This is a genomic window from Mycobacterium sp., assembly GCF_050700595.1.
Lineage (GTDB): Bacteria > Actinomycetota > Actinomycetes > Mycobacteriales > Mycobacteriaceae > Mycobacterium.
The window spans coordinates 41,297-47,643 of sequence record NZ_JBOHHI010000183.1 but is presented as its reverse complement, the minus strand read 5'-3'; the positions used below and the strand labels follow the sequence as shown (position 1 = coordinate 47,643).

3 protein-coding genes and 1 tRNA gene are annotated in these 6,347 nt (G+C 64.4%); all 4 read right to left on the bottom strand.

The window, feature by feature from the left end; all coding sequences use genetic code 11:
• Positions 1–32: 32 nt before the first annotated feature.
• The 4 genes from ACRDTL_RS17430 to gyrB all read right to left on the bottom strand — a co-directional run bounded on the left by ACRDTL_RS17430 (position 33) and on the right by gyrB (position 6,267).
• A tRNA-Ile gene (locus tag ACRDTL_RS17430) sits at positions 33–109 on the bottom strand.
• A 71-nt stretch (positions 110–180) separates the two neighbouring features.
• Entirely contained in the window at positions 181–1,083 is a 903-nt protein-coding gene (locus ACRDTL_RS17425; RefSeq protein ID WP_431507949.1) for a DUF3566 domain-containing protein, read from the bottom strand.
• Between the two features lie 49 nt (positions 1,084–1,132).
• Positions 1,133–4,225, bottom strand: coding sequence for an intein-containing DNA gyrase subunit A (gene gyrA / locus ACRDTL_RS17420; RefSeq protein ID WP_431507948.1), 3,093 nt, complete (start codon positions 4,223–4,225; stop codon positions 1,133–1,135).
• 8 nt (positions 4,226–4,233) lie between these two features.
• Positions 4,234–6,267 carry a DNA topoisomerase (ATP-hydrolyzing) subunit B gene (gene gyrB, locus ACRDTL_RS17415; protein ID WP_431507947.1) on the bottom strand — a complete coding sequence of 678 codons (2,034 nt, stop codon included), beginning with the start codon at positions 6,265–6,267 and terminating at the stop codon, positions 4,234–4,236.
• Positions 6,268–6,347: the final 80 nt, after the last annotated feature.

The following is a 6,347-nucleotide window of genomic DNA, read 5'->3' as shown; positions in this document are numbered from 1 at the left end:
CACCAGTCTTACGGAGCGTCGTGGCGAACACATGGTGGGCCTAGGAGGACTCGAACCTCCGACCTCTTCGTTATCAGCGAAGCGCTCTAACCGCCTGAGCTATAGGCCCGCACTCGCGTACGGCCGAGCGACGAGATTACCGCACCGAACCGTCCGCCCCCAAACCACATTCACCGCTGGTTAGTCGCGGTCTGCCAGCGTCACTTCGACGCCACCGATGAGATCGGTGGTCAGGTTGTACACGAACGCGCCGATGGTGGCCATCGCGGTCAGCAAGACGATGTTCACCAGCCCGATCAGCACCGCACCACCGAAGATCGTGCCGCTGGAGACCAATTCGGTGCTGCTGCCGCTGGTGTTGTTCAGCAGATCCCCGACGTTGCTGTTGAGCTTGCTCCACACGCCCATCCCGCCGAGCACCAGGTACAGGAAGGCGACGGCGATCATCCAGACGAAGAACAGCGCCACCGACAGCACCAGCGACACCTTCAGGGTGCTCCACGGGTCGATCCGACGGATCTGCATACTGGCCCGCACCGGACCGCGCGAGCGCCCACCCACCTGGATGCGGCCGGCGAATCGACTCGTACCCGATTCCGTCGACGTATCCCGGGCACGTTCGGGCGCGGGCATGCGTGGCGCGCCCTGTCCGGGCCGCGGACTCGGCGGCGGCCCGGACAGGTCAGGCAGCTCACTGGCGTAGGCCTCGGGGGATCGGCTGTCGCCCCGGCCCGATGGGGGGTCCGGGTCCGCCGTTGGCGTCTTCGGGTGGCTCGGCGCGGTGGCCGAAGCGCCGCCGGGCGCCGCGGTACCGGAGATAAAGCGGGTCAGCCGGGCCTCGACGCCGGGGGAGTGGCCCGCCCCGCGCGGTTCGTGCTGCGCGGGCGTCTCGGGCGGCGGGCGATGCGGCGCTTGTGGCGGACGAGCGCTGCCGCGCTGCCGCGGCGGGGTATCCCCGCCGCCCGATGCTCGCTCCGTAAGCGGGCGCGCCTCGGATCGGTGCGGGCCTGGCCGCTCGATCGAGCCATTCCCGTTCGGACCGTCGCCCGTTCCGGGGTATCCCGGCTCGTTCGGTGAAGTCACCGCGACTCCTTAGGTGTGCGTCCGGCCGCCAAAGCGATCGGCGGTCGCGTTATGTGGTGTCAGCACCCGGGTCGTCCTCGCCGTCGGTTACGGCGGCTTCTTCGGCATTCCGGGCGATGGCTATCAGTGTGTCGCCCTCGCCCAGGTTCATCAACCGGACGCCTTTGGTCTGGCGTCCGGCCTTGCGGACCTGCCGCGCCGCCGTCCGGATTACCCCGCCGCCGGAAGTGATGGCGTACACCTCGCTGTCTTCGTCCACGATCAGCGCTCCGACCAGCTTGCCACGGCGGCTGTCGTACTGGATGGTCAGGATGCCCTTGCCGCCGCGCCCCTGGGCGGTGTACTCCTCGATCGCCGTGCGCTTGGCGTAACCACCGGACGTCGCGACCAGCAGATATATGCCCTCTCGGACCACGTTCAACGACAACAGGTAGTCGTCGGTATTGAACCGCATGCCCTGCACACCCGAGGTCGCCCGGCCCATCGGCCGCAGCGCCTCGTCGGTCGCCGAGAACCGGATCGACTGGCCGTTGGCCGAGACCAACAGCAGGTCGTCGTCGGCCGAGCACAGCACCGCGCCGACCAGTTCGTCGCCGTCGCGCAGATTGATCGCCACGATGCCGCCCGACCGGTTGGAGTCGAAGTCGGTCAGCTTCGTCTTTTTGACCAGGCCTTTGCGGGTGGCCAGCACCAGATATGGAGCATCGGTGTAGCCCCGGATCTGGATGACCTGCGCGATGCGCTCCTCCGGCTGGAAGGCCAGCAGGTTGGCGACGTGCTGCCCCCGCGCCGTGCGGGAGGCTTCGGGCAGGTCGTAAGCCTTGGCCCGATACACCCGGCCCTGGGTGGTGAAAAACAAGATCCAGTCATGCGTCGAGCACACGAAGAAGCGCGCGACGATGTCATCCTGCTTCAAGCCGGCGCCTTGCACGCCCTTGCCGCCGCGTTTTTGGCTGCGGTACAGGTCGGTCTTGGTGCGCTTGGCGTACCCGGTCTCCGTGATCGTGACGACGACATCCTCACGGGCGATCAGATCCTCGTCGCTGACGTCGCCGTCGGCGGCCACGATCCTGGTGCGGCGGTCATCGCCGTGCTTGTCGACGATCTCGGCCAGCTCGTCGCGGACGATCCCGCGCTGCCGCTCCGGTTTGGCCAGGATGTCCTCCAAATCGGCGATCTCGACCTCGATCTTGGCCAGGTCGTCGATGATGCGCTGGCGCTCCAACGCGGCCAGCCGACGCAGCTGCATGTCCAGGATGGCCTGAGCCTGGATCTCGTCGATGTCGAGCAGCCCGATCAGACCGGCCCGCGCCACATCCACCGTTTCCGACGCCCGGATCAGCGCGATCACCTCGTCGAGGGCATCGAGCGCCATGACCAGGCCGCGCAGGATGTGAGCCCGCTCGTTGGCCTTGCGCAGCCGGTAGGTGGTGCGCCGCACGATCACGTCGAGCTGATGCGCGACATAGTGGCGGATCAGCTGGTCGAGCCGCAGGGTGCGTGGCACCCCGTCGACGATCGCCAGCATGTTGGCACCGAAGCTGGTCTGCAGCTGGGTGTGCTTGTAGAGGTTGTTCAGCACCACCTTGGCCACCGCATCGCGCTTGAGCTCGATGACGATGCGCAAACCGACCCGGTCGCTGCTCTGGTCTTCGATGTTGGCGATCCCGGCGAGCTTGCCGTCGCGTACCTGTTCGGCGATCGAGGTGATGAAGTTGTCGTGGTTGACCTGATACGGCAGCTCGGTGATGACCAGCGACGCGCGGCCCCGTGAGTCCTCTTCGACCTCGACGACACCGCGCATCCGGACCGACCCCCGGCCGACCTTGTACGTGTCGTCGATGCCGCTGGTACCAACGATCAACCCGGCGGTGGGGAAGTCGGGGCCTTTCACCCGCTCGGTGACCGCGGTCAGCGTCGCCTCTTCGTCGGCGTCGTGGTTGTCCAGTGCCCAGAACACCGCTTCGGCGAGCTCACGCAGATTGTGCGGCGGGATGTTGGTGGCCATCCCGACCGCGATGCCGCCCGACCCGTTGGCCAGCAGGTTGGGAAACCGGCTGGGCAGGACGGTCGGTTCCTGCACCCGCCCGTCGTAGTTCGGGGTGAAATCGACTGTCTCTTCATCGATTTCACGCAGCATTTCCATTGCCAACGGTGTCAGCCGCGCTTCGGTGTTGTGGCTGACGAAGCCATTGGTGATGAACGCGTGGTCTTCGGTGTCCACCCGCAGGCTGTAGACGGCCTGTACGCCGGCGTCGGTGACGTTGGCGACTTTGGCGTAGTAGAAGCGGCCGTCAGTCAGTTCGTCGGCAATGACCTGCGCATCCGGATCGTCGCCGTAGACGCCCAGAAACCGCGCCAGCCCGGGCACGTCGTCGACTGTGTAGCTTATGGACGGAATTTCCTGCGTTTCGCATCCAATAGCTACACAGTCGATGCGCACTAGGCAGTCATCGGGCCGGATCTCCTCGATCAGCTTCCACAGCAGGGTCGGTACACGGCCGATATCGACCAAGCAGAGCAGCGGGTGATTGGCGGTGCCGGTGACCTCGAAGCCCTCGTTGGTGCGCACGGTGTACACGTGATGCTCGCCTGAGTGGAACAACCGGTCAGCGACGACGGCATCACCATGCCTGTCAAGTACTTTGAGGTCGATGACGTTGTCACTATTGGGCCGCGCGCCGGGGACCACGTCGGCGATGCGCACCGACTGTCCCTCGGGCAGCGCGACCAGCGTGTCACCGGTACAGCAATACCTCATGGCTGCGGGCGGGTCGTTGCCCGGTGAACCGAAGTTGCCCTGACCGTCGACCAGCGGGTAGCGCAGCGACCATGGTTGGGCCATTCGCACCAACGTGTCGTAGATCGACGCGTCGCCATGTGGGTGGTAGTTACCCATCGTCTCGGCAACGGAGCGTGCTGATTTCGCGTGACTGCGGTCCGGGCGGAAGCCCGAGTCGAACATCGCGTAGAGCACTCGGCGGTGCACCGGCTTGAGGCCGTCGCGTACCTCCGGCAACGCGCGGCCGACGATCACGCTCATCGCGTAGTCGATGTAGCTGCGCTGCATCTCCTGCTGGATGTCGACCGGTTCGATGCGGTCGGCGGCGTCACCGCCGGGTGGCAGCGTGGTATCTGTCATCTATTCCCTTAAACGTCTAGGAAGCGAACGTCTTTGGCGTTGCGGGTGATGAAGCTACGGCGAGCGTCGACGTCCTCGCCCATCAGGATGGAGAACAACTCGTCGGCGGCGGCGGCGTCGTCGAGGGTGACTTGGCGCAGCACCCGAACCGAGGGATCCATCGTGGTTTCCCATAGTTCCCTGGCGTCCATCTCACCGAGACCCTTATAACGCTGGATGCCGTCGTCTTTGTTGATTTTCTTGCCGGCCTTGAGCCCGGCTTTCAGCAGGCCGTCGCGCTCCCGGTCGGAGTACGCGAACTCCGGGTCGGTGCGTTGCCACTTGAGCTTGTACAACGGCGGCTGCGCCAAAAATACGTGTCCGTTCTCGATCAGTGGCCGCATGAACCGGAACAACAGGGTTAGCAGCAGCGTCGAGATGTGCTGGCCGTCGACATCGGCGTCGGCCATCAACACGATTTTGTGGTAGCGCAGTTTGGAGATGTCGAACTCGTCGTGGATCCCGGTACCCAGCGCGGTGATGATCGCCTGCACTTCAGTATTTTTCAGTACCCGGTCGATGCGTGCCTTCTCAACGTTGATGATCTTGCCACGCAGCGGAAGGATCGCCTGGAACATCGAATCGCGGCCGCTTTTGGCTGAGCCACCGGCCGAATCGCCTTCCACAACATATAGTTCCGACTTGCGCGGATCGGTGGAACGGCAGTCAGCCAGCTTACCCGGCAGACCGCCCAGATCCGTCGCACTCTTGCGGCGCACCAGCTCTCGTGCTTTCCGGGCGGCGATGCGGGCCTGCGCGGACGACACCGCTTTGTTGACCACGGTCTTGGCATCACTGGGATTGGCCTCGAACCAGTGGGTGAGCTGCTCGTTGCAGACCTTCTGCACGAACGACTTGACTTCGGTGTTGCCGAGCTTGGTCTTGGTTTGACCTTCGAATTGCGGTTCGCTGACCTTGACCGAGATAACCGCAGCCAATCCCTCCCGGATGTCGTCGCCGGTGAGGTTGGGGTCCTTGTCTTTGAGCAGTTTGCGGTCTTTAGCGTACTTGTTCACTACGGAAGTCAATGCCGCGCGGAAACCCTCTTCGTGGGTGCCGCCCTCGTGGGTATTGATGGTGTTGGCGAAGGTGTGCACCGACTCGGAATAGCCGGCGTTCCATTGCATAGCGATTTCGGCCTCATGGCCGGGACCCTTACCCGAGAAGTCGACGATGGAGCTGTGGATCGGGTTTTTGGTGCGGTTGATATGTTTGACGAAGTCGACCAGGCCGCCGGGGTAGTGGAAGACGCGGTGTTTGACTTTTTGTGGCGCAACGGATTCAGCTGCCTGCTCCTCTGCCGACTTGGGTGCTTCGGCGACATCGCTGACGACATCGTCGACGACCTCTTCCTGGCTCACCCGCTCGTCGGTCAAGTTGATGGTAAGGCCCTTGTTGAGGAAAGCCATCTCCTGCAGCCGGCGCGCAACCGTCTCGAAGTTGTACTCGGTGGTCTCGAACACGTCCGGGTCCGCCCAGAACCGGACCGTCGAGCCGGTCTTTTTGGTCTCGGCGCCCTGTTTGAGGGTCCCCGGTACCGAGTGATCGTAGAACTGCGACCACTCGTGCCCGTTGCGCGAGATCTCCACCTCGAGCCGAGTCGACAGCGCGTTGACCACCGAGACGCCGACACCGTGCAGGCCACCGGACACCGCGTACGCGCCATTGTCACCGCCGAACTTGCCGCCGGCGTGCAGCTGGGTCATCACTACGTCGACCGCCGGGATGCCCGACTGGTGCATCCCGACCGGGATGCCGCGGCCGTCGTCAGTGACCTCGACGCCGCCGTCGTCGAGCAAGGTCACATCGACGGTGGTCGCATAGCCGGCCATCGCCTCGTCCACCGCGTTGTCGACGACTTCCCACACAAGATGGTGCAGACCCCGCTCGCCTGTCGAGCCGATGTACATGCTGGGACGTTTGCGGACAGCCTCCAGCCCCTCGAGAATCGTGATGGACTGGGCGCTGTATTCCGGCTGTTGTTTCTTCTTCTGGGCAGCCACGGTCGGAAAGCTCTCCTTGGGGGTCGCATACCAGCGGTCCAGTGACCGCAGCAGGTAGTTCCGTCAGTCTATCGTGATGA

Excerpts from the sequence above, each read along its gene's own strand:
- gyrA (WP_431507948.1), bottom strand. The coding sequence starts at position 4,225 with ATGACAGATACCACGCTGCCACCCGGCGGTGACGCCGCCGACCGCATC.